Consider the following 22,307-nt stretch of genomic DNA (forward strand, 5'->3'; position numbering starts at 1 on the left):
GGAAGGCGGGTCTCAGGCAGATTTTGGAGTGTCGTTGGTCGCGCACTCTACCATAATCGCCTGGTCGCCTCAGGCCGCGGCCCGCCCTTCAAGTACATCGCCATAGAAGCTGATGGCGCCGACCTGCCCCCCCTTGAGAACCAGTTCGAGACCGTCGCGATGCGGCTGGTCTGACCACGCCCGACAGAGCGGTGCGCCCGGCGCCAGTCCTGCGCAGACCGACAAGGCGACGATATCGAGGGCGCTGGCAACCTCGCCCGAGCTGTCGCCGCCGGCAATGGCGATGCGTGGCACCGGTCGGGCCTGGAGGATGCGCCGCATCACCTCGGCCAGTGCGATGCCGACATGGCGCGCGGCATCGGCGCGGGGCATGCCGGCGCCGGCGGCGATGTCGTCGAAGGCGATCACGCTGGGGTCGTCGGGGCCTTCTGCCGAAAACACCAACGGGCTACGACCGGCGTCGATGGCCTCGATGGCCAAGTTGTGCAGTCGCTGCAGTTCGTCTTCGCGGGTGGTGGCGTCCAGCACGGCGGGCAAGTCCATCCGTTCGGTAGCGAAGCCATGCCGGCGCGCCCAATTGATCTGCGCTGCACTGACGGGTGAACAACTGCCGCTGACCGCGGCAATCACCGGCACGCTGCCGGCGGTCGGCAAGGATGGCGCCGCAGGAATCCAGCCGCGCGATCGCCAGTAGGCGGCCAGCGCATATTGCAAGCCGGAAGATGAGGCGCTGAACGCGCCTGGGTTGCTCCACACCAGGCGGCCGGCCTCGCGCAGCGTTTCTTCATCCAGCACATCGATCAGCACGACCGGTGGCGGCTCATCGCGCGAGGCGACCAGGTCGGCAAGTCGCTGATGCGCACCGGGCGCGCCATCGCGCAGTTGCACCATGTCGATCAGTTCGATGCGGCGGTTGGTCTGGCGACCCAGGTGACGCCGCAGGTCGGCTTCGTCCATGGGCGTGACCGGATGGCGCGACATCGTCGGATGGCGGTCCAGCCGGTGTCCCATGCCGTCGACTGCCGCAAACAGGTTGCCGAACAGTTGATAACGCTTCAGACGGGGCGCGCCCACCACCATCGGTGACCAGCGGCCAGGCATATGGCGCACGCCGATGTCGACGGCGCGCCCGATCGAACCGGTGTCGGCCGACGAATCGAAGGTGGAACATACCTTGTACTGCAGCAACGGCGGCTTGAGCGCGGCCAGGGTGTCGAAGGCGGCTGGCAAATGCTGCTCCATCCACTGTGGCGAACGACCGCGCGACGACCCGGCGATGCCGATGCAGCGGGCATCGGGAAAGCGCTTGAGCATGGCCGCATCCGGCGTGCGCAGAAACAGCACGGTCGATAATCCCGCCGCCGTCATCACTTCCATGGCATCGGTGGAGCCGGTGAAATCGTCGCCGTAGTAGGCCAGCAGCAGGCCGGGTGGCAGTTGTTCCTGCAGGTGTCCGGCACTCATTTCCAGAATCCGAGTGCGGCTTGCAAGGCCCGGTTGTCACGCGCGTGCTGCGCCAGGGGAATGCCTTCCATTGCCGCCACCCAGGCTTCGCGCAGTGCTTCGACCCCGGCCGAGACGCCTTGCGGATGGCCGAAGATACCGCCGCCGGCGGTATGGATCAGGTCGGCGCAACCGATGGCAGCATAGGTGTCGGCGGCCTGCAGCCCGGTCTGTCCGGAACTGAACACCGGCATGGTCGGGGTGACGTCGGCGCCTTCGATGACCGGCGCCAGTACCGCGCGGGCGGCGGCGATGACGCTGTCGTCGGGCTCGCTGAACTTGTTGCGCAGGCCGTTGACGTGCATGTGGTCGGCCCCGGCCAGGCGCCACAGTTGCTGCCAGGGCGCGTAGTTCCAGCCCAGTTGCGGACTGCGGGTGAGGTAGCCCCAGCCGGCGCGGTGGGCATGGATCGGTAACTGCGCATGACGCCGCAGTTCATGCAGTCCGACCAGGCCGATCGAGTTGAGGCTGGCCATCACGCAGGTGCCACCTTCGGCCAGTACCAGATCGTGGCGACGCCGCATCTGATCCAGGTCGCCGGTCAAGTTGAAGGCCATCATCACCTTCTTGCCGGTGCGCTCGGCGTGTCGGTTGATGACTTCCATGACGGCACGCACGCGTTCATCGAAGGGGCAGCGTGCGCCATCGGCCTGCAGTTCGTCATCCTTGATGAAATCGACGCCGCCGGCGACCAGTTCACGCACCTGCTGCGCGGTTTCTTCCACCGATAATCCGATGCTGGGCTTGATGATGGTGCCGATCAGCGGACCGTGCGCCACGCCGGTCAGGCGGCGCGTGCCGGCGATGCCGAACGCCGGGCCGGGATAGGCGCGGGCGAAGGCCGGCGGCAACTTCAGGCTGGTCAGTCGCAGGCCGGACACCTGGCGCAGCTCGAACAGGTTGCCGGCGATGGTGGCCATCAGGTTCGGCAGCGAAGCGCCGGTGTTCTCGAGCGGCCACGACAGCTCCAGTTCGCACTGCGTGTAGCGCGCCGACGGCATGCCGCCCGGCAGGCTGGGCTGGCTGCTGACGCCGAGCACCTCCAGGCGCTCCACGCGCGCGCCCGAACGCTCTTTCAGCTCGGGGGTCTCGGTGGCCAGGGCGACGAAGGTGCCGCTCGATTGTTCGCCGGCGATGACCTCGGCGGCGCGCGCGGGGTCGTCGCCGGTTTCCAGCCAATAAGTGGCGTAGATGCGTTCCATGCTTGTCTCTCCGGGTGATGCGCTTCAGGTGATGCGGCGGATGCTCTCGGCAATTTCATCGTGGTCGAACACCTTGATCCAGTCGTCGCGCATCAGGCGCGGCAGGCCGTTCTGGATCGCCTTGTTGCAGGCATCCGAGAACGCGCCCGGGATTTCATTGAAGATCACCGCACCGAGGATATTCATGTGACCCAGCAGGAAGTCGCGCGCTGCGTCTTCGGGCACGCCACGGCGCACGGTCTCGTCCATGGCCTGCTTCATCACGTACAGCAAGGTGGCGCAGACGGTCTCGGACAGGCCCGGTTCCAGCAGCGCCATCTGCTCCACCGTCAGGCGGTAGCTGCGCAGGATCGGCGCATAGATGACCTTGGCGACATCCTCGCCCAGGTCGAAGGCCGAATCGGGGCCCTGCATGAGGGCGCTGGTGATCGATTGCTTGGCATGGCCGCCGCCGAAGAAATCATGACGTGCCTCGGGCGTGCTCTCGTCGTTGAAGATCGGTGGGTGGCAGGGGTGCGCCACGAAATACACCAGGTCCGGCCGGTCCGGCAGATGGCCGGCGAACGGCGCAGCGGCGTCCAGCGTCATCACCATCACGCCGGCGCGCAGCTTGGGCGAGATCTCGGCGGCGATCCTGCCGATCAGGGTGTCGGGTACCGCCAGGATGACGACATCGACGTTATCCAGCGCCGTGTCGATGCTCACGCAGGCAACCCCGACTTCATCGTGCAGGCGTTTCTGGCCGACTTCGCTGACTTCGACGTGGGCCACCTGATAGTCGGACTTCTTCAGGTTCTTGGCCAGACGCACACCCATTTTGCCGCCAGCGCCGAATAGCGCAATTTTCTGTTTCATGATTTATCTCCGTTCAGGAATTGGTAATTGATTGCCTGCCGCTCATTCGGCCACGGCCCGGCCTTGCAACTCGGCTTGCTCCTGCGTTGCACCGGCGCCAATGGCGAAGATGATGGCCGACGACAACGCCATCAACGCGCCCACCACGAACATCGGCGCCTGGTAGGAACCGGTCGCATCCTTGATGGCGCCGGTGATGAAGGGCGCCATGAAGCCGGCCGCGTTGCCCACCGTATTGATCAGCGCAATGCCGGCGGCCGCACCGGCGCCCGACAGGAAGCGCGCCGGAATCGACCAGAAGGTCGGCAGGGCAGAGAAGATGGCGCAGGCAGTGACGGTGATGGCGGCCACGGTAGCGGCCGGACTCTGCATGAACAGCGCCATCGGGATGCTGATCGCACCCAGCAGCGCCGGCAGTCCCACGTGCCAGCTGCGCACGCCGCGCCGCGTGGCGTCACGGCTCCAAAGGAACAGCGCGATGGCCGCCGGCAGATACGGAATGGCGGTAATCAGGCCCTTCTGGAAGACGTTGAATTTGGCGCCGAACTGCGTTTCGAAGCCGCCGATGATGGTCGGCAGGAAGAACGCCAGCGCGTACAGGCCGTAGATCAGTCCGAAGTACACCAGCGCCAGCATCCACACCCGGCCATTCTTGAGCGCCGCGCCGGCATGGGAGGTATGGCTGGATTGCTTGCCGCTGTGTTCGGCCTGCAACGCCTGGGTCAGCCAGTTGCGCTCGGCCGGCGTGAGCCATTTGGCGTCCGCTGGCGAGTCGGCCAGATAGAACCAGGCGATGATCCCGACCACGATGGCCGGCAGCGCGACGCCGGCGAACATGACGCGCCAGCCTTCCAGCCCGAACAGGCCGTGGGCCTCGATCAGCAGCGCTGCCACCGGCGCGCCGATGACGATGGTCAGGGGCTGCGCCAGGTAGAACAGCGCCAGGATATGACTGCGGTGCCGGGCCGGCACCCACAGGCTCAGGTAGAGGATGGCGCCGGGAAAGAAGCCGGCTTCGGCCACGCCCAGCAGGAAGCGCAGCACGTAGAGCCCTTCGATGCTGCTGACCCAGGTGAAGAGCAGCGCGACGATGCCCCAGGTCACCATGATGCGGGCCAGCCAGCGGCGTGCGCCGTACTTGTGCAAGGCCAGGTTGCTGGGGATTTCCAGCAGCACATAACCGATGAAGAACACCCCGGCGGCGAAGCCGAACTGGGCCGCCGTCAGGGCCAGGTCGCGGGTCATGCCATTGGGGCCGGCGAACGAGATGGCGGTGCGGTCGAGGAAGTTGATGAAGAACATCAGGCCGACGAAAGGCACGAGCCTCATCGCCACCTTGCGGATGGCCGATTTCTCGACCGCGCTCGGGTTGGTTTGCATTACTGTCTCCTGGCAGGTTGCGAGGCTATTGCCCTTCAACAACAACCTCATCTTTTATATGTGCGCCAGGGATGCGGGGGCTTGCGCCCTCATGCGTGCGCCTGGCTGCCGTTTGTTGGTTCTTCTGCTATTGCTCTGGGGCATTGCTGCGCGGTGCGCTGTTATTGACCTGCTGCCTCGGCTTTCCCTAACAAAAGACGAGTTCCGGCAACTGGTATCATCACTATACCAGTTTGCTTTTCAGGGTCTGGATTAATTTTTTGCACGTGAAAGATGAGCGTGACGACGCCTGCCGGGTGGCAAGTTGTCGTTGGCGGAGGGGTGTGGCTGCAGCCGGTTGAGGTCGATCCGTACTGATCTCAGTCAGTACGGTGAAGGGGGCGTGACGGGAGCGGGGAAGTAGTGCCGGGGAAAAAACTAGTTGGCCGGCGCTGCGATGGCCGCCTTGAGAAACCACGACAACACCGATTCGGCGGTCTTGTCGTCCACCATGTCGGGAGCGCAGCGATGCGAGAAGCTCACCCCTTCGCACAAGGCCATCAGGCCGATGGCGATCTCGCGCGGCGGGGCCGCCGGCACGGTGCCGGTCAGCCTGGAATAGATCTCGACGAATTCGGCGATCTGCTGGTAACGCTCTTCCAGGAAGCCGTTGAATTCGGCCCGGAATTTTTCGTCCCGCAGGGCGACGATGCGGGCTTCCATCCACAGCAGGCTGCACTTGTCTGCCCGGAACAGGCTCGCGTAGTAGCTGGCGACTTCTTCCTGCAAGGCGGCGGGGTCGGCCACGGGGCCGCTCAGCATGCGATGGAAGTCCTGGTCGATGCTTTCGTCTTCGCGCCGCAGGAGCTCGAAGAAGAGCTCGGTCTTGTCTTCGAAATTGGAGTAGAAGGCGCCCCGTGAATAGCCGGCCGCGCCGCTGATATCTTCCACGCTGGTGAGCGCCAATCCTTTTTGCATGAAAACCGAGTGCGCAGCATCGAGCAACCGTTCCCTGGTTTGCTCCCGGCTTTGCTCGCGGCTGAGTCGTTGGCGTGTCATGACTCGAATTCTAACAGGTGCGTATTCAAATACAATATTGCATCCGAATTCATAACTGAATTAGAATGCCAAAAACTTAGACTATGTTTTGATGGTTCGGCGCCCACGCCAGTCCGGACATTCACATTCCACGAAAGGAACGTCGTGAAGCATGCCTTCCATCTTCGCTCGCGCAGCCTGCCTGCGCGCGCTTTGCTGACACTGCCCCTGTTTGTCGTCCTCGCCGCCTGCAGCAAGCCCGAACCGGTGGCCGATGCGCCCCGCGAAGTGGTGGTGCTGCAAGCCCAGCAACGCAACGGCGCGCAAGCGCTGCGCCTGCCGGCCGAGGTGCAATCGCGCTTCGTGACGGCGATGTCGTTCCGGGTGGCGGGCAAGCTCTCGGAGCGCCGGGTGCACCTGGGCGACAAGGTGAAGAAGGGGCAATTACTGGCGCGGCTGGACCCGGTCGATGCCGACTATAACGCAGCCAGCGCCCGTGCCGACCTCGATTCGGCGCGCCAGCACCTCGACGCCGCAGGCAAGCAGCTCAAGCGCGACACCGACCAGGCGCGCGAGAACCTCATCAGCGCGCAACAGCTGGAACAGAGCCAGGACGCGCATGCCGCCGCGCTGGCCCAGTTCAAGGCCGCCGAGGCGCGTGCCGGCGTGGCCGGCAACCAGCGTAACTACACCGACCTGGTAGCTGACCGCGATGGCGTGATCAGCGCCGAGCAGGCAAATACCGGTGACGTGCTGGCGGCTGGCCAAGCGGTGTATTCGCTGGCCTGGAGCGGCGCAGTGGATGTCATCACCGATGCCGCCGAAGGCCAGGTCGCCCGCATCAAGTCCGGCGCCCCGGCCACCGTCACGCTGGCGGCCCTGCCGGGCCGCAGCTTCAACGGCCGTGTGCGCGAGGTGAGCCCGGCGGCCGATGCCCAGAGCCGTACCTATCGCGTCAAGGTCACGCTGGAACAACCCGATGCCGCCGTGTTGCTGGGCATGAGCGGCGAGGTATTGATCGCCAACCAGGACCAGTCGGCCGCCCCGATCACGGTGCTGCCCGCGACCGCGCTGTTCCATCAGGGCGAAAAGCCGGCGCTGTGGATCGTTGGCAAGGACGGCAAGCTGGAGCTGCGTCCGGTGACCGTGGCCGCCTATGGCGAGCGTAGCATCTCGCTCAGCCAGGGCGTGGCCGTCGGCGAGCAGGTGGTGGTGCAGGGCGTGCATACCCTCACCGCCGGCGAAAAGGTCAAGGCCATCGCGCCGTTGCATGCCGAGGACTTCGCACTATGAGCGCCCCGGGTCGTTTCAACCTGTCGTCCTGGACGCTGCAGCATCAGGCGCTGGTGACGTTCATCCTGGCGCTGGTGACTTTGCTCGGGATCGGGTCGTACAGCAAGCTGTCGCAGTCGGAAGATCCGCCGTTCACCTTCAAGGTGATGGTGATCCAGACCGACTGGCCAGGCGCCACGGCGCGCCAGGTGCAGGAGCAGATCACCGACCGCATCGCCCGCAAGCTGCAGGAGACCCCGGACGTCGACTTCCTGCGCAGTTATTCCCGCGCCGGCCAGTCGCAGCTGTTCTTCACCATCAAGGACACCGCCCCGGCGGCGCAAGTGCCCAAGACCTGGTACGAGGTGCGCAAGAAAGTGGGCGACATCGCCGCCACCTTGCCGCAGGGCGTGCACGGTCCTTACTTCAATGACGAATTCGGCGACGTCTATACCAATATCTATGCGCTGGAAGGCGATGGTTTCTCGCCGGCGCAGCTGCGCGACTATGCCGACCAGTTGCGCGGCGAACTGCTGCGGGTGCCCGGCGTGGGCAAGATCGATTACTTCGGCGAGCGCAACCAGCGCATCTACATTGATATCTCGAATGCGCAGATGACGCGCCTGGGCATCAGCCCGCAGCAACTGGCCGATGCCATCGGCGGCCAGAATGCGGTGGTGCCGGGCGGGCTCATCACCGCCACCGATGACCGCGTCTATGTGCGGCCCACCGGCCAGTTCAACGACATGCAGTCGCTGTCGGACAAGATCATCCATATCAACAACCGCAATTTCAGGCTGGGCGACATCGCCAAGGTCACGCGCGGCTACGACGAACCGCAAGAGCAGGAAATGCGCTCCAACGGCAAGCCGGTGCTTGGCATCGGTGTGACCATGCAACCCGGCGGCGACGTGATCCGCCTGGGCCAGGCGCTGGACCAGCGCACCGACGAGTTGCGCAAGCGTTTGCCGGCCGGGTTGACCCTGACACCGGTGTCGAGCATGCCGCATGCGGTGGCCAAGTCGGTCGACGACTTCCTCGAAGCCGTGGCTGAGGCGGTCGCCATCGTGCTGGTGGTGAGCCTGGTATCGCTGGGCCTGCGCACCGGCATGGTGGTGGTGATCTCGATCCCCATCGTGCTGGCCGTCACCGCGCTGTTCATGGACATGCTCGACATCGGCCTGCACAAGGTGTCACTGGGCACGCTGGTGCTGGCGCTGGGTTTGCTGGTGGACGATGCCATCATCGCCGTCGAGATGATGGCGGTGAAACTCGAGCAGGGCTGGAACAAGCGGCGCGCGGCCGCCTTCGCCTACACCAGCACCGCCTTCCCGATGCTGACCGGGACCCTGGTGACGGTGTCGGGCTTCCTGCCGATCGCGCTGGCCAAGTCGGGCACCGGCGAATATACGCGTTCGATCTTCGAGGTCTCGGCCATTGCCTTGTTGCTGTCGTGGCTGGCGGCGGTGATCCTGATCCCGTTGCTGGGCTATCACATCCTGAAGGAAAAACCCGGCGCGCTCAGCGACGAAGAGATCGCCGCCAATCCGCATGCCGGGCATGACGAGGAAGACCACGATCATCCGATCTACCAGACCCGCATCTACGTCCGGCTGCGTCGCATGGTGGCATGGTGCGTGGTCTATCGGGGCCGCGTGGTGCTGGCCACGACGCTGCTGTTCGTGGCGTCGCTGGCGGCGTTTGGCCTGGTGCCGCAACAGTTCTTCCCCAGCTCGGACCGTCCCGAGCTGCTGATCGATCTGCACCTGCCGGAACGCGCCTCCTTCGAGGCCACCCAGCGCGAAGCCAATCGCATGGAAGCCGTGCTCAAGGACCGGGCCGAGGTCGACCATGTGATCAGCTTCGTGGGCACCGGCGCGCCACGCTTCTACCTGCCGCTGGACCAGCAACTGGCCAGCGCCAACTTTGCCCAGTTCGTGGTCACGGCCAAGTCGGTGGAAGACCGCGAGGCCCTGGCGCGGGCGCTGGAGAAACCCTTGCGCGAGCAATTCAGTGGCCTGCGTACCCGCATCACGCGGCTCGAGAACGGGCCGCCGGTCGGTTTCCCGGTGCAGTTCCGGGTCAGCGGCGAACAGATCCCCAAGGTGCGCGCCATCGCCGAGCAGGTCGCCGCCGAGATCCGCAAGGAAAGCCGCGCCATCAATGTGCAGCTCGACTGGGATGAACCGGCGCAGCGCTCGGTATCGTTCGAAGTGGACCAGAAGCGCGCCGCCGAGCTGGGTCTGACCTCGCAGCAGATTTCCAACTTCCTGGCCATGCAGTTGTCGGGCTTTACCGTGACCCAGTACCGGGAACGCGACAAGCTGGTCAGCGTCGACCTGCGGGCCCCGCGCAGCGAACGGGTCGACCCGTCGCGGCTGGCCACGCTGGCCATGCCCACGGCCAATGGCCCGGTGCCGCTGGCGACCCTGGGGCAATTCCATAACACGCTGGAATATGGCGTGATCTGGGAACGCGACCGGCAGCCGACCATCACGGTACTGGCCGATGTGCGGGCAGGCGTACAGGGCATCGACGTGACCAACAGCGTCAACGAGAAGCTCGATGCACTGCGCCGCGACCTGCCGGTCGGTTACCGCATCGACGTCGGGGGGCCGGTCGAAGAAAACGCCAAGGCGCAATCATCGATCTCGGCCCAGATGCCGCTGATGATCATCGCCGTGCTGTTGCTGCTGATGGTGCAGCTGCAAAGCTTCGGTCGCACCATGATGGTGGTCATGACCGCGCCGCTGGGCCTGATCGGGGTGGTCGGCGCATTGCTGCTGTTCCACCAGCCGTTCGGCTTTGTCGCCATGCTGGGCACCATCGCCATGCTGGGCATCATCATGCGCAACTCGGTGATCCTGGTGGACCAGATCGAGCAGGATATCGGCGCCGGCCGGGCCCGCTTCGACGCCATCGTCGGCGCCACCGTGCGTCGCTTCCGCCCGATTACGCTCACCGCCGCGGCCGCGGTGCTGGCCTTGATCCCGCTGTTGCGCAGCAACTTCTTCGGGCCGATGGCGACCGCCCTGATGGGCGGCATCACCATCGCCACGGTATTGACGCTGTTCTATCTGCCGGCCCTGTATGCGCTGTGCTACAAGGTCAAGCCCGACGAAACCCATCACCGCGACGCGGCAACCCAGGGGAGCCACTGATGCGACCACTCCATTCAATGAAGCTGCAGCGGGTGGCGGTGCTGGGCATGCTGGTTCTTTCCGGATGCGCGCTGGGTCCGACCGGTGATGCCCCGGTCATGCCACAGCCGGCCAACTACGCGGTAGAAGCCACGCCGGCATCGTTCGGCCCGGAAGGCGCGCGCCAGCATTTCGAGCTGGGCCAGCGCGCTGTACCCCAGTGGTGGCAAGCCTATGGTTCGCCCGAATTGTCGGCCTGGGTCGATGAAGCGTTGCAGCACAATCATTCGCTGGCGCAGGCCGAACACAGCCTGGCGGGCGCCAAGGAGCAACTGCGCGCCCAATTGGGCGAATCGCTCTGGCCGACCATCGACGCCGTTGGCCAGGCCACGCGCCAGCGCGCGCTGGGCCTGCCCAATATCGGGCAACCGACCAACCTCTACAACGTCTTCTCGGGACAATTGCGGGCCAGTTATACCTTCGACCTGTTCGGCGTGGAACGCTTTGCCAACTCGGCCCTGGCGGCCCAGGTCGACGCCCAGTCGTACCAGTTCGATGCGGCGCGCCGCACGCTGGCCGCCAATGTCGTGATCACCGCCATCAATGCGGCCTCGCTGGCAGCCCAGGTCAGTCACACCGAACGCCTGGTGGCGCTGGCCGACAGCGATGCCAGTGAATTGCAGCGCCGGGCCGCCATGGGCGCGGTGCCGGTCGATGAGGTGCTGGCCGCGCAGACCAGCGCGCAATCGCTGCGCGCCAGCCTGCCGGGCTTGCGCTCGCAATGGCAGGCGATGCGTCATGCGCTGGCGGTGTTGATGGGTCGCACGCCGGACGCCGCGCCTACCGACCTCGATATCGCCGCCTTGCGCCTGCCTGAGCGAGTGCCGCTGTCGATACCGTCGGACCTGCTGCGCCAGCGTCCCGACATCCTGGCTGCCGACGCGGCGCTGAAGGTGGCCGCAGCCGAAGTCGCGCTGGCCACGGCCGAGATGTTTCCCAGCCTGTCGATCAGTGCTTCGTTCGGCCAGTCCGGCTTTACCTGGGCGCGCGCCACCGGAGCGGCGGGCGCGGTGTGGGGCCTCGGCGCATCGCTGACCCAGCCGATCTTCCACGGCGGCGCCTTGAGTGCGCGTCGGCGCGCCGCGCAAGAGGCTTTCCTGGCGTCCGAGGACAACTATCGCCAGACCGTCCTGAATGCCTTCCAGAACGTGGCCGACAGCCTGGTGGCGCTGACCCATGATGCCGATGCGCTGCAGGCGGCGTCGGCCGCGCGCGGTCATGGCGAGCAGGGCTGGCGCAATGCGCAGCGGCGCGCAGCATTGGGTGCCGTGCCACCGGGTGCGGTGCGCGCCGGCGAGCGGCAATACCTGGATGCGCGGGTCAGTGAAATCAGGGCGACTGCGGCGCGGCTGGCCGATACGGCCACGCTGTTCCAGGCGATGGGGGTGAGCATCGAAGGTCCGGTAGAATCAGGCGCCAAGAAACCTTGATGTGCAACCACTCCTGACGCCGACATGATCAAAATCCACCACCTGGGCATTTCCCAATCCGAACGCATCATCTGGCTCTGCGAAGAGCTGGGCCTGCCGTACGAACTGAAGCACTACACCCGCGACCCGGTCACCCGGCTGTCGCCACCGGAATTGCGCCAGCTGCATCCGCTGGGCGCTGCGCCCGTGATCGAAGATGGCGATCTGCTGCTGGGCGAATCGGCGGCTATCGTCGAATACATCATCACGGTGCACGGTGGCGGGCGTCTCAAGCTGGCGCCGGAACATCCTGACTACGCGGCCTACCTGTACTGGTTCCATTTTTCCAATGGCAACCTGCAATCGGTGATGTTGCGCAACATGACGGTGCAACGGGCCGGACTGGCGTCCGATCACCCGCTGCTGGCGGCTACCCGCGAACGCGTCGAGCGCGTGCTGGCGCTGCTGGAAGCGCGCCTGGGCCAGGTCCCTTACCTGGCCGGCAGCGAATTCACCGCCGCCGATGTGATGAGCCTGTTCTCGCTGAGCACCATGCGCGAGTTCCAGCCGCTCGACCTGTCCGGCTATCCCCACATCCTGGCCTACCTGCAGCGACTCGGTGAACGGCCTGCCTATCGCCAGGCGATGGCCAAGGGCGATCCGGGCCTGACACCCAAGCTCGACTGATCGAGCGCGACCTCAGTTGACTGCGCAGGCAACCGGCGCATCCTGCTCTGCCAGCGCGGTACGCCAGGCTTGCCGATAGCGTTCCAGGCCGGGCAGGGACAGCGCTGGCGCGGCAAGCGCCGCGCCCAGCTGATCGCTGGCGCCGGCGTTGCCCCATTGCCCCAGTAGCCAGCCACCGACCGTGGTGCCGCTGCTGTCCTGCGAACAACTGACGCGCCGTTGCGTCAGCGCCGCCAGCAATGGCGCGAAATGCGGATTGGCCGTAAAGCTGCCTTCGACCACGATCCCGCCCGGCGCCTGCAGTTGTTCCAGGCAATAGTCGGTCATCAATGCGCAATACAGCGTTGCCAGGGCATAGGGGTTGATGGCCCCGCTGGCCAGTTGACCGGTAATCCGCCCCTGGCGTGTCGCGAAGGGCCCGCCACATTCGGCAAAGCAGGGGTGCGCCATCACTTGCGCATCGAGCAGCGCCTGCAGATCGTCCAGCGTGCAGTGCGCATGGGTGGCGCCGGCCAGTTGCGCAAATTCGCGTCCTCCCATGAAGCGCATGCAGGCCACCGGCGCGCCGACGACATTGACGTTGGCCAGCATGTCACTGTGTTCCTGCAGCGGCGCGAGCTGGCCGTCGAGGGCGGCGGCGATGACCCAGGTGCCGGTCGAGAGCACGATGCGCGCACGGTCCGGCCCCGGTTCGAGGTGGCGCACCAGCGAGGCATTGCTGTCATGCACCCCGCACAACACCCGGCAGTCGGCCGGCAATCCGGTGCTGGCCACCAGCGCCGGGCGCACCGTGCCCAGCGTGTCCCAGGCATGGCGCAACGGCGGCATCAGGTGCGACCAGCCGCAGTGCTCCACCAGTGTCGAATAACGAGCCAGGCCGGGTTGCCAGAGATCGGTGTGGCAACCCAGCGAACTGACTTCGGCAGCCATCACGCCGCACAGGCGCCACGCCCAGTATTGCGGGTACATCAGCACATGGCGCGCGCGGCCGAAGGCTTGCGGAAATTGCTGCTGTTGCCAATAGAGTTGGCGTCCCAGGTTGAGCCCCAGGTCCAGTCGCGGCGAGAAGGTCTGTTCGAACGGGGCGCGCAGCCGGTCATAGCCGGGCAGCTGGAAATCGTGTTCGTAGTCGGCCACCGGCAGCACCAGCGCCTCGTCATCGACCAGGGCGGCGGTAGCGCCGTGGGCGACCGGGACGATGGCGGCGATATGCCAGCGGCGCGCCAGTTGCGTCAGGTTTTCCAGCAGCCAGGCTTCGATGGTCGCGACGTCGTGATGCGGGTAAGGACCGTCCTGTCGTGTCGCATTGGGACGGCGGCGCACTGCCAGTTCCTGGCCGTGGTGGTCGACCAGGGTCAGCTTGACATTGGTCTTGCCGATATCGAATACGGCGGTGGCTTCGGTCATCGTGGCTGCGGTCATCGTGGCATTGATCAGGGAAGGTGGAACATCGGCACCAGGTCCTGCGTCAGGGGGCGGCAATCCTGGCCGGTTTCCATCAGGTCGGCCATGCGGGTCCACCAGCGTTGCATCAGCGGATGCAGGGGCAGGCAGTCCATGCCGTGTTGTGGCGTGCGGCGCAATACGGCGAACAGCTTGCCGCTGTCGGGGTCGAGGAAGATGCTGTAGTCGCGCACCCCGCTCTGATGCAGCAGGGCGGCCAGCTCGGGCCAGATGGCGTCATGCCGGCGGCGATATTCGTCGGCGCATCCGGCACGCAACTGCATGGTGAACGCAATCTGTTCCATCACGGCCTCAACGACTGCGCCGGCCGCTGAGCAGGCGCGGCACGGCAATCGTCACCAGCAGCAGCGCGCCCACCACGATGGTCATGATGATGCCAGGGATATTGGCCAGCGCCAGACCGTAGGTCACCATGCCCATGGTCAGCACCGCCAGCATGACGCCACCGATGGTGCCGATGCCGCCGGCGATGCTCACGCCGCCCAGGATCACCACGGTGATCACTTCCAGTTCCCAGCCCATGGCGATATTGGGGCGGGTACTGCCGATGCGTCCGGTCAGCAGGCAGGCGGCCAGGCCGGCCATGGCACCGGTCAGCGCAAACAGGGCCAGGCGGTAGCGGTCGACCGCAATGCCCGAGAAGCGCGCCGCCACCGGGTTATTGCCGATGGCATAGATGCGCCGTCCCCAGCGGGTGCCATGCAGCGCCAGCGCGAACAGGGCCGCCACCACCAGCCACACCACGAACGGGCGTGGAATGACATCGAAGAAATAACCTTGTCCCCAGTCGCTGAGCAATTCTGGATAGCTGGTGAACGCCTGGTCGCCCAGCACCACGCTGGCCAGGCCACGGAAGAGCGACATCGAGCCGATCGTCACCACGATCGAAGGCAAGGCCAGCCGCGTCACCAGCACGCCATTGAGCAGGCCGCACAGGGTGCCGGTGGCGACGCCCACCGCGAACAGGCCGACCGGTGGCACGCCATGCTGATTGGCCACGCCCATGGCCACTGACGCCAGCGCGATGATGGCCGCCACCGAGATATCGATCTCGCGGCAGATGATGAGCAGCGCCATCGGCAACGCGATCAAGGCCTTTTCGCTGAAGTTGAAGGTGCTGTCGGCCAGGTTGTAAGGGTCCAGGAAATGCGGCAGCAGCAGGCCGTTGATGGCCAGCACTGCCAGCAGCAGCACTGCCAGCAGGTATTCCCAGTGACGCAGCAGGTCGACCGGGCGAAAGCGTGGCCGGTCTTCGATGTGGTAGCGCGAGGTCTTGGTCGCGCCGGGCTCGCTCATGAGGCTCATGCTGGTTTCCTGGCAGGTGACGCCGGCAGGCCGGAGCCATGCAACGGCAGGATTTGCTTGCGACGGCCCTGGTCGCCACGGGCATTGATGACCACCGCCGACAGGATCACCAGGCCGGTCAGCGCGCTTTGCCAGAACGGCGAGATGCGCACGATGGGCAGCGCGTTGTTGATCACGCTCAGGAACAAGGCGCCCAGTACCGCACCGCTGACATTGCCGACGCCTCCGGCGATGCTGATGCCGCCGATGACGCAGGCGGCGATCACGGTCAATTCGAAGCCATAGGCAATCTCGGTGTAGGCCACTGCATAGCGCGCCACCCAGAGGTAGCCGCATAGTCCGGCCATCGCCCCCGACAAGCCGTAGGTCCACAACAGCAGGCGCGGCGCGCCGATGCCGACGTAGGCGGCAGCCACCGGATCGTTGCCGATCGCATACAGATCGCGTCCGAAGCGCGTGTGGCGCGCCAGGAACCAGAGCGCGACGATGGCGGCGGCGGCCAGCCAGGCCAGATGGGTCAGTCCGCCCAGTCGTTCCAGCGGAAAGGCGATGAAGTCGGCCGGCATGTTGCGCGACGACACCCAGGCTCCGCCCGAAAGCACGAACACCAGCCCGCGAAAGACGCTCATGCTGCCCAGGGTGACCACGATCGGCGGCAACGCAAGATAGCCGATCAGCCAACCGTTGAGCAGTCCTAGCGCTAAGCCGATGCATACTGCCGAGACGATGATCAGGCCCACCGGCAATTGCGGGAAGTTCATCGCCAGCAGGGCCGACATCATGCCCGACAGGGCCAGGTTGGAGGCCACCGACAGGTCGATGCCGCGCGTGAGGATGACCAGCATCTGGGTCAGCGCCAGCATGATCACCACCGCGCTGTCGGTGAGCAGGTTGTCCATGCTCTGCCAGCTCAGGAATGAGGGCGCGCGCAGGCCGACCAGCAGCACCAGCGCCACCGTAAGGGCGGCCAGCAGCGGCTCGCGTCGACGCCACAGCGCCTGGCCGTGGGACGGGGTTAGTGACGTCAATGGCATGCTGTGGTTCCTGTCAGGTGCGTGGTGCTGCCCGAGGCTGCCGCCGCCAGCAATTCGGGGGTGGCCTGGTCGCGTTCGAATATTTGTTGCATCGTGCCCTGGTGCATCACCACGATGCGGTCGGCCATGCCCATGACCTCCGGCAATTCGGACGACACCAGGATCACGGCCAGGCCTTGCTCCACCAGTTGGCCGATGAAGCGATGCACGGCCGCCTTGGAGCCGATGTCGATGCCCTTGGTCGGCTCGTCCAGGATCAGTACGCGCGGTTTGGTGGCCAGCCATTTGGCCAGCACCACCTTTTGCTGGTTGCCGCCCGACAGTTGCGCCACCTGCTGATGGAAATGGCTGGCCTTCAATTCCAGTTGTTCGCACAGCTGGCGGGTAATCTCCAGTTCGTGCCGGCGATGACGACGCAGGAAGAAGCCGATGCCGGGCAGGATCGGCAAGGTGATGTTCTGGAAGATCGGCAGCGACAGCAGGGCGCCCTGGCGCTGGCGGTCTTCCGGCACATAGGCGATGCCATGCCGGATGGCTTGCGCCGGCGAATCCACCGTCACCACCTGGCCGTCGATGCGCAGCTTGCCGTGCGCCTGCGGCGACAGACCGAACAGGGCCTGCATCACTTCCGAGCGGCCTGCGCCCACCAGCCCGTAGAAACCCAGGATTTCACCACGGCGCAGCGAGAAGCTGACATCGTGGAACTCGCTCGGATGACACAGGTGTTCCACTTCGAGCAGGGGCGCGCCGGACCGCGCCGGCGCATCCTGCGCTGGCGTCGGCCGCGAAAAGACCTGGCCTACCTCACGCCCGACCATCAGTGCCACCAGCTGCGGTTCGGTGATGTCGGCCAGCGCACCGGCGGCGATGAAGCGGCCATCGCGCAGCACGGTATAACGATCTGCCACCGCGAAGATTTCGTCGAATTTATGCGAAATGAAAATGACCGCCGTGCCGCTCGCACGCAACTGGCCGATGATCCGGTACAGCTCGCCGATCTCATGGTGCGACAGGGCGGCGGTCGGCTCATCCATGATCACCACCTTGGCCCGCTGCGACAGCGCCCGGGCAATTTCGACGAAGTGCCGCTGCGCCACGCTCAGGTCCTTGACCCGGGCCCGTATCGGCAGGTCCACTTCCAGCCGCTCGAACAGCGCGCGGGCTTCGTCCTCGATGCGGCGCCAGTCGATGCGGCGTGGCATGCCGCATAACGGCTGGCGCCCGACCCAGATATTTTCGGCCACCGTCAGTTCTTCGAACATGACCGTTTCCTGGTGCACCGCCGTGATGCCTTCCTTCATGGCATCCTGGGCGCACGCAAAGTGCACTGCCTGTCCGCCCAGCACGATATTGCCTTCATCCGGCTGGTGGATGCCGGTCAGGATCTTGACCAGGGTCGACTTGCCGGCGCCGTTCTCGCCCAGCAAGGCCATCACTTCGCCGGCGCGCACCTCGAAGCCGACGTCGTGCAACGCCACCACGCCCTGGAAGCGCTTGCCGATGCCGCTCAGCGCCAGCACCGGCGCGCTGCTGGTGTCGAGCGCCGCCCGCATGGCCACGGCGCCCGGCGCCTGCGGCGGGTTGAACAATGTGCCTGGGACAGGCAATACGGAAGTAACCATGGCGGAGTCGTCGCTATCCAGAAGAAGGGGGCAGTACCGGCGGGTTGATGGCAGCGTCGTCAGAAGATCTTGGCGAATTTGTCGACATTGCCGGCGTCGTAGGTGAACGGCGGCGCCAGTGCCGCTTCACCCGAGGCGTCGAGCTTGATCGATCCCATCCGGCCCACGGCCACGGTTTCGCCATCCTTGCCCTGGTTCTTGCCCTTGACGAACTGGTAGGCGGCAAAGGTGGCGGCATAACCGAGGTCGATCGGGTTCCAGATCGCGAAGCTCTTGACGGCGCCGCTCTTGACGTGGCCAGCCATCTCCGAAGGCAGACCGAGTCCGGTCACGTAGACCTTGCCGACCAGTTTTTCATCGACCACGGCCTTGCCGGCAGCGTTGATGCCAACGGTGGTCGGCGCGATGATGGCCTTCAGGTTCGGATGGCTGCGCAGCAGGCCCAGCGCTTCGCGGTAACTCTTGTCGGACTGGTCGTCGCCATACACGGTAGCGACCAGCCTGATCTTGGAGAACTCGGGCTTGGCCAGCGCCTTCTTCATCTCACCGATCCAGATGTTCTGGTTGGTGGCCTGCGCCGTGGCCGACAGGATCGCCACTTCACCGGCGCCGCCGATGGCCTCCGATGCCATCTGGATCTGCTTCACGCCGATCAGCTCGGCATTGGACGGATTGAGTTGCATCAGGCGTCCGGCACGGGCGATGCCGCTGTCGAACGAAATGACCTTGATGCCGCGTTGCGCGGCGCGCTTGGCGATCGGCACCAGCGCATTGGCATCGTTGGCCGAGACCACGATGGCATCGACCTTCTGGCTGATCAGCGAATTGATGATCTCGATCTGGCCTTCGGCGGTGGGGGTGGTGGGGCCGGTGTAGATGATGTCGACATCGCCCAGCTCCTTGGCGGCTTCCTTGGCGCCCTCGTGGGCGGCGTCGAAGAAGCCGTTGCCCAGGCTCTTGACCACCATGGCGATGCGCACCTTCTCGGCTGCCGCGGCGGGTTGCGCCAAGCCGATGGCGGCCGCTGTCAGCGCCAGCGCCATCGTCAGCACGGCGCGTGCGGACGCGCCTGTCTTGTTGTTGTTCATGTCTTGTCTCCAGTGTGATTGTTATATGCGGCCTGGCGCGCGGATGGCGCGTGGCCGTTCAGTCCTGCAGCGCCAGCTCGCGCTCCTGCACCGGCGCCACCGTGACTACCTTGACGCCGGCTTGCTCCATCATCTGCACCGCACCGTCGGCTACGCCGGTGTCGGTGATGAGGCAACTGACACGGTTCAGCCCGCACAGGATCAGGCCGGCCTTGCGCGAGAACTTGGAACTGTCGACCAGCACGATCAATTGTTCGGCCTGGCTCAGCAGCCGTTTTTCGGCCTGGATCAGCAGCGGGTCGACTTCCATCAGCCCTAGCATCGACAGGCCATACACGCCCATGAACATCTTGCCGGCGTAGTGGTGCTGGGTGATGTCGTTGTCGAAGGGGCTCAAAATCACGTTCTGTTCGCGATACACCTGGCCGCCCGGCACGATGATCTGGTTCTCGCTGGTGGTCAGCAGGCGCTCGGCCATCAGGAACGAATTGGTCAGTATCTTGAGCCGCTTGTGCGCCAGGAACTCGGCCATCATGAAGGTCGTGGTGCCGCCGTTGATGATGATGGTCTCGCCGTTGTCGCACATGTCGGCGGCATAACGCGCAATCGCCTGTTTTTGCGGACGATTGCGGTCCAGGTTGGCCTGGAAGCTCTCGCCCGATAGCGCAAACGTGTTGCGCTTGGGTTCGAGCCGCTCGGCGCCGCCCCGGGTACGGGTAAGCATGTTGCGCTCTGCCAGCCAGGCGATGTCGCGCCGTACTGTGGCCGCCGATGCGTTGAGCCATTGGCAGAGCTGCTCGACGCTGGCGCCGGCATGTTCCGACAGCAGGCCCAGCAACCGCTTGCGGCGATTGGGGTTGATCATGTTCGTCTCCATGATGTTCTTCGCCGGCGGCCCGGTCTGTTGCCGGTGCCTGTCCTGCGATCTTTCGTTATGTCTCAAGACTAAGCGATTGGCAAAAAACAAGTCAACAAACAATCAATCAACTTGGTGATTACTTCATAAACGATCACCAAGTTGATTGGAGATCGATTGACTCTGATCGGCGTCTGATTTTTACTAGCTGTATTGCCTGTCGCGGGTCGCGCCGAGCAACCATAATCAGAACGGAGACTTGAATGACCACTGCCTTTTCACCCGACTTAGCCTCGGCCAGGGCCGGCGCACAGCGCATCGCCTCGGCCTGGGACGACGCCCACGCCGCCACCCTGGACCAGCCGCAACTGCTGCTTTACCGCTCCAATCTGTTAGGCGCTGACAAGGAAATCACCAATTTCGGCGGTGGCAACACCTCGGCCAAGATCGTCATGCCCGATCCGCTCAGCGGGGAGCAGGTAGAGGTGTTATGGGTCAAGGGCTCCGGCGGCGACCTGGGCAGCATCAAGCTGGACGGTTTCTCCACGCTCTACATGGACCGGCTCAATGCCTTGCGCCGGCGCTACCGCGGGCTTGAGCATGAAGACGAGATGGTCGGCTATCTGCCGCACTGCACCTTCAACCTGAATACCCGTGCCGCCAGTATCGACACGCCCTTGCATGCCTACATCCCGCATCGCCACGTCGACCACATGCACCCGGATGCCGTCATTGCCATCGCCGCCTGCAAAAACAGTCGGGCGCTCACCGCCAGCATCTTCGAAGGCGAACTGGGATGGCTGCCGTGGCAGCGCCCGGGCTACGACCTGGGCCTCAAGCTGCAGGCGATGGTCAGCGAGCAACCGGCGCTGAAGGGCATCATGCTGGAAGGACACGGCCTGTTCACCTGGGGCGATACCGCCAAGTCCTGCTACGAGAACACGCTCAACATCATCCGCCGGGCCGATGCCTGGCTGGCGGCCAATGGCCGCACGCCGGCCTTCGGTGGCGCACGCCATGCTGCGCTGCCGCAGCAGGAACGTGCATCGTTGGCGGCGCGCCTGATGCCGGTGCTGCGGGGCAAGATCAGCAAGGGCGAATACAAGCTGGGGCACTTCGACGACAGCGCCGCCGTGCTTGAATTCGTCTGCAGCCAGGAGTTGCAGGCGCTGGCCGCGCTGGGCACTTCATGCCCCGACCACTTCCTGCGCACCAAGATCCGGCCGCTGGTGCTCGACTTCAACCCCGATGCGCCCGACTTCGATGCGCTGGCCGCCAGCCTCGACGCTGCGCTGGAAGCCTATCGCCAGGACTACGCGGCCTACTACCAGCGTTGCGCGCGCGCCAACAGCCCGGCCATGCGCGACCCCAACCCGGTGATCTACCTGATCCCCGGCGTGGGCATGTTGTCGTTTGCCAAGGACAAGGCCACGGCGCGCATCGCCGGCGAGTTCTACGTCAACGCCGTCAATGTCATGCGCGGCGCCAACAGCGTCGACACCTATGTCGGCCTGCCTGAGCAGGAAGCCTTCGACATCGAATACTGGCTGCTGGAAGAAGCCAAGTTGCAGCGCATGCCCAAGCCCAAGAGTCTCGCCGGACGAGTGGCGCTGGTCACCGGCGGCGGCGGCGGCATCGGCCAGGCAGTGGCGCGGCAATTGCTGGCCGAAGGCGCCTGCGTGATGCTGACCGATATCGACCAGGCGGCCATCGACAGCGCCTACGGCGGCCTGGTCAAGCACGGCGGAGCGGATGCGATTGCCACCGTGCGGGCCGACATCACCAGCGAGGCCGACGTCAAGCGGGTGCTCGACAGTGTCGCCCTGCGTTTCGGTGGCGTCGATCTGTTAGTCTCGAATGCGGGAATCGCTTCGGCCTCGCCGTTGCAGGACACCAGTCTCGCCGTCTGGCAACACAATCTTTCGGTGCTGGCCACCGGCTACTTCCTGGTCAGTCGTACCGCTTACAGCAGCATGCTGGCGCAAGGCCTGGGCGGTAGCATCATCTATGTCGCCAGCAAGAATGGGCTGGTGGCCTCGGCGGGCGCATCGGCCTATTGCACCGCCAAGGCGGCCGAGATCCACCTGGCGCGCTGCATCGCGCTCGAAGGCGCCCCGTATGGCATTCGCGTCAATGTGGTCAATCCCGACGCCGTGATTCGCGGTTCGCGCATCTGGGATGGAAAATGGAAAGAGGAGCGCGCCGCCTCCAACAAGATCGAAGCCGACAATATCGAAGAGTTCTACCGCCAGCGCAGCCTGCTCAAGCGCAGCGTGCTGCCCGAGGATATTGCCGAAGCGGTCTATTTCTTCGCCAGCGAGAAATCAGCCAAGAGCACCGGCAATATCCTTAACGTCGATGCCGGCAACGCCGCCGCCTTCACCCGCTGAGCGGGTAAAGCGCCGGTCGTAAA

At 65.1% G+C, this 22,307-nt stretch carries 17 protein-coding genes; 5 read left to right on the forward strand and 12 right to left on the reverse strand.

What is annotated here, in order from left to right:
- Positions 1 to 69 precede the first annotated feature (69 nt).
- From oiaK to LBW87_RS19610, 5 genes are all read right to left on the reverse strand, one after another.
- Complete coding sequence (oiaK, locus tag LBW87_RS19590) at positions 70 to 1,464, reverse strand: 3-oxo-isoapionate kinase OiaK (protein WP_225203145.1); 1,395 nt, start codon at positions 1,462 to 1,464, stop codon at positions 70 to 72.
- On the reverse strand, positions 1,461 to 2,705 hold the full coding sequence (locus LBW87_RS19595) for a ribulose-bisphosphate carboxylase large subunit family protein (RefSeq protein ID WP_225203146.1): 1,245 nt from the start codon (positions 2,703 to 2,705) through the stop codon (positions 1,461 to 1,463). Before LBW87_RS19595 ends, oiaK begins: the two co-directional genes overlap by 4 nt.
- Positions 2,706 to 2,729: 24 nt before the next feature.
- Positions 2,730 to 3,560: a phosphogluconate dehydrogenase C-terminal domain-containing protein gene (locus LBW87_RS19600; protein WP_225203147.1), complete on the reverse strand. Its 831-nt coding sequence runs from the start codon at positions 3,558 to 3,560 to the stop codon at positions 2,730 to 2,732.
- Positions 3,561 to 3,602: 42 nt separating this feature from the next.
- Complete coding sequence (locus LBW87_RS19605; RefSeq protein WP_225203148.1) at positions 3,603 to 4,940, reverse strand: MFS transporter; 1,338 nt, start codon at positions 4,938 to 4,940, stop codon at positions 3,603 to 3,605.
- 417 nt (positions 4,941 to 5,357) lie between these two features.
- Positions 5,358 to 5,978 (reverse strand): TetR/AcrR family transcriptional regulator, encoded by a 621-nt coding sequence (locus LBW87_RS19610; RefSeq protein WP_225203149.1) that lies wholly within the window; start codon positions 5,976 to 5,978, stop codon positions 5,358 to 5,360.
- 144 nt (positions 5,979 to 6,122) lie between these two features.
- Between LBW87_RS19610 and LBW87_RS19615 the strand changes: the two genes are divergently transcribed.
- Genes LBW87_RS19615 through LBW87_RS19630 form a run of 4 tightly spaced genes read left to right on the forward strand, consistent with a single transcriptional unit; the run spans position 6,123 to position 12,525 of the window.
- The gene (locus LBW87_RS19615) at positions 6,123 to 7,250 is read left to right on the forward strand and encodes an efflux RND transporter periplasmic adaptor subunit (protein WP_225203150.1); all 1,128 of its coding nucleotides are present in this window, start codon (positions 6,123 to 6,125) and stop codon (positions 7,248 to 7,250) included.
- The gene (locus tag LBW87_RS19620; RefSeq protein ID WP_225203151.1) at positions 7,247 to 10,390 is read left to right on the forward strand and encodes an efflux RND transporter permease subunit; all 3,144 of its coding nucleotides are present in this window, start codon (positions 7,247 to 7,249) and stop codon (positions 10,388 to 10,390) included. The genes LBW87_RS19615 and LBW87_RS19620 overlap by 4 nt, the downstream gene beginning before the upstream one ends.
- Positions 10,390 to 11,859 (forward strand): efflux transporter outer membrane subunit, encoded by a 1,470-nt coding sequence (locus LBW87_RS19625; protein WP_225203152.1) that lies wholly within the window; start codon positions 10,390 to 10,392, stop codon positions 11,857 to 11,859. Before LBW87_RS19620 ends, LBW87_RS19625 begins: the two co-directional genes overlap by 1 nt.
- Before the next feature lie 24 nt (positions 11,860 to 11,883).
- On the forward strand, positions 11,884 to 12,525 hold the full coding sequence (locus LBW87_RS19630) for a glutathione S-transferase family protein (protein WP_225203153.1): 642 nt from the start codon (positions 11,884 to 11,886) through the stop codon (positions 12,523 to 12,525).
- Positions 12,526 to 12,537: 12 nt separating this feature from the next.
- On the opposite strand, the gene LBW87_RS19635 is transcribed toward LBW87_RS19630, so the two are convergent.
- Genes LBW87_RS19635 through LBW87_RS19665 form a run of 7 tightly spaced genes read right to left on the reverse strand, consistent with a single transcriptional unit; the run spans position 12,538 to position 19,903 of the window.
- Entirely contained in the window at positions 12,538 to 13,947 is a 1,410-nt protein-coding gene (locus LBW87_RS19635) for an FGGY-family carbohydrate kinase (protein ID WP_225203154.1), read from the reverse strand.
- Positions 13,948 to 13,958: 11 nt separating this feature from the next.
- Positions 13,959 to 14,273 carry an L-rhamnose mutarotase gene (locus LBW87_RS19640; protein WP_225203155.1) on the reverse strand — a complete coding sequence of 105 codons (315 nt, stop codon included), beginning with the start codon at positions 14,271 to 14,273 and terminating at the stop codon, positions 13,959 to 13,961.
- 7 nt (positions 14,274 to 14,280) lie between these two features.
- Positions 14,281 to 15,294, reverse strand: a complete 1,014-nt coding sequence (locus LBW87_RS19645; protein WP_225203156.1) for an ABC transporter permease — start codon at positions 15,292 to 15,294, stop codon at positions 14,281 to 14,283.
- Complete coding sequence (locus LBW87_RS19650; RefSeq protein WP_225203157.1) at positions 15,291 to 16,328, reverse strand: ABC transporter permease; 1,038 nt, start codon at positions 16,326 to 16,328, stop codon at positions 15,291 to 15,293. The genes LBW87_RS19645 and LBW87_RS19650 overlap by 4 nt, the downstream gene beginning before the upstream one ends.
- A complete protein-coding gene (locus LBW87_RS19655) occupies positions 16,319 to 17,950 on the reverse strand; it encodes a sugar ABC transporter ATP-binding protein (protein ID WP_225203158.1) in 1,632 nt (543 codons plus the stop codon). Before LBW87_RS19655 ends, LBW87_RS19650 begins: the two co-directional genes overlap by 10 nt.
- Before the next feature lie 59 nt (positions 17,951 to 18,009).
- Positions 18,010 to 19,038 carry a rhamnose ABC transporter substrate-binding protein gene (rhaS, locus tag LBW87_RS19660; protein WP_413927665.1) on the reverse strand — a complete coding sequence of 343 codons (1,029 nt, stop codon included), beginning with the start codon at positions 19,036 to 19,038 and terminating at the stop codon, positions 18,010 to 18,012.
- Between the two features lie 58 nt (positions 19,039 to 19,096).
- The gene (locus LBW87_RS19665; protein WP_225203159.1) at positions 19,097 to 19,903 is read right to left on the reverse strand and encodes a DeoR/GlpR family DNA-binding transcription regulator; all 807 of its coding nucleotides are present in this window, start codon (positions 19,901 to 19,903) and stop codon (positions 19,097 to 19,099) included.
- A gap of 254 nt (positions 19,904 to 20,157) precedes the next feature.
- On the opposite strand from LBW87_RS19665, the gene LBW87_RS19670 reads away from it, so the two are divergent.
- Positions 20,158 to 22,284, forward strand: coding sequence for a bifunctional rhamnulose-1-phosphate aldolase/short-chain dehydrogenase (locus LBW87_RS19670; protein ID WP_225203160.1), 2,127 nt, complete (start codon positions 20,158 to 20,160; stop codon positions 22,282 to 22,284).
- The last annotated feature ends 23 nt before the right edge of the window (positions 22,285 to 22,307 follow it).

Origin of the sequence: Herbaspirillum sp. alder98, assembly GCF_020179755.1 — a bacterium.
Taxonomy (GTDB): domain Bacteria; phylum Pseudomonadota; class Gammaproteobacteria; order Burkholderiales; family Burkholderiaceae_D; genus Herbaspirillum.